This is a genomic window from Streptomyces atriruber (assembly GCF_001418325.1).
Lineage (GTDB): Bacteria > Actinomycetota > Actinomycetes > Streptomycetales > Streptomycetaceae > Streptomyces > Streptomyces atriruber.
On the sequence record NZ_LIPN01000580.1, the window covers coordinates 1 to 1,755 of the forward strand.

Genomic DNA, 1,755 nt, shown 5'->3' on the forward strand with positions numbered 1-1,755 from the left:
CCCCGACCCTTCATCCCCCGGAAGCTACACGCTTGTTCGAGGTTACGCGCCCCCTCCCGGCCAGAAGCGGCACGGAATGCCGAAATCCGAGCCATTCAGGGGGCATGGGGAACGACCGGATGGTACGCGAACGGCGGCGGCCGCCCCCCGTTGCGCGAGGGGGCGCCCGCCGCCGTTCATGGCGCCGCGGATCACACGGTTCCGGTACTACTTCGCCAGGAAGCCGATCGCCACGTACTCCTTCTCGTCCTCCGTGAAGGGCTTGCTGAGCAGCTTCTTGCCCAGGAACAAGTGCCCGTTGCCGTAGAGGAGTTCGTTCGACTTCGGGACCATGCCGCTGATCGCCTCGGTGACCGCCTCGGAGCCCGGGGTCTCCAGGAGCTTGGTCTCCTTCATGGTCTTGCCGTCGAGCGAGACGACCTGGGCGCCCTGCTTGTAGCCGTGCGCCTTGTACGCGAGGACGTTGCCGCCGTCCATGCGGATCGGGAAGATCTCGCCGTTCTCACCGGCGTCGGCGCGGTCGCTGGTGGGCTTGCCGGTGGCCAGCGAGAAGGACACGATCTCGTTGGTGCGGTTGTAGCTCTCGCCGCTGCCGTCGTGCGGGCGCGTCGGGACGTACAGCCGGTCGTTGCCGACCGCGATCGCCTTGCAGTCGTTGACCATGTTCACGCCGCAGTCGTGGTCGTACTTCCCCTCCTCCAGCGAGATCTTGGCACGCAGCTTGCCGTTGCTGCCGAGGGAGAAGACGTCCGTGACGCCGGAGGCCGTGATCTTCGTGGTGTCCTGGCCGAAGACGACCGGGTTCGTCGAGATGATCTTGGCGTTGTCGATGCCGGGGGCGATCGGGTACGTCCACTTGTCGTCGCCGGTCTTCGGGTCGAGGAGCTGGACCTTCAGCGTCTCGTCGCCGTACGTGCCGCACTTGCGGACGGCGACGAGCTGGTCGCCGCCGGCGTAGCCGACGTCCTTGCACTTGCCGACCTTCGGCGCCCACAGGGACTTGCCCTTGACGTCCCAGGCGGCGCCGCCGCTGGACGTGCCCGCGCCCGCGGCGATGGTGGTGCCCGAGATGGTGACTTCCTTGAACGTCGCCTTCATGCCGTTGGTCTCGGCGCTCTCGGTCCAGAGCTTCTTGCCGGACTTCAGGTCAACCGCGGAGACGTTGGTGCACTGCTGGTAGTCGCCCTTCTTGTTCCGCTTGGCCTCCTCGGTGACGATCGCGGCGATGCCGTCCTCGGTGACCTCCTTCGACATCGCGCAGGCCATGCCGGAGAGCGGGATCGACCACTTCTCCTTGCCGGTGTCCGGGTCGTAGCCGTTCAGCTCGTTGACGCCCGCCTTGGCGTAGACGTCATCGGTCAGCACGGATCCGGTGGCGTTCCAGATCTGGTCCTTGGGGATCTTGGGCTGCGGGAGCTGCATGAGCACCTTGGCCGCGGCGTCGGCCGGCGCCTTCTCCTTGGCCGGGCCCTGCTCGGGCAGGGCGTTCCCGCCCTCCTTGCCGCCCTTCTTGCCCTTGCCGTTCTTGCCGCCGGACTCCTGCGCGGTGTTCTTGGAGTCGTCGTCCTTCGTCGAGGCGTAGAAGACACCGCCGCCGACGATCAGCGCGATCGCGGCGACCGCCGCGATGATGATCGTCATCTGGCTGCTGATCTTCTTGCCGCCGCCGCCCGAGCCGGAGTCACCGGGCTGCGGCTGCATCGGCATGGTGGGCGGCTGCTGGTAGCCCTGCTGGTACTGCTGCTGATAGCCCTG

1 protein-coding gene is annotated in these 1,755 nt (G+C 67.1%); it reads right to left on the reverse strand.

Translation table 11 applies throughout. The annotated features are described in order from the left end of the window. Window positions 1-207: 207 nt before the first annotated feature. Window positions 208-1,755 (reverse strand): outer membrane protein assembly factor BamB family protein (locus AOK03_RS38790; RefSeq protein WP_244177935.1); only part of this gene is annotated, 1,548 nt, incomplete at its 5' end.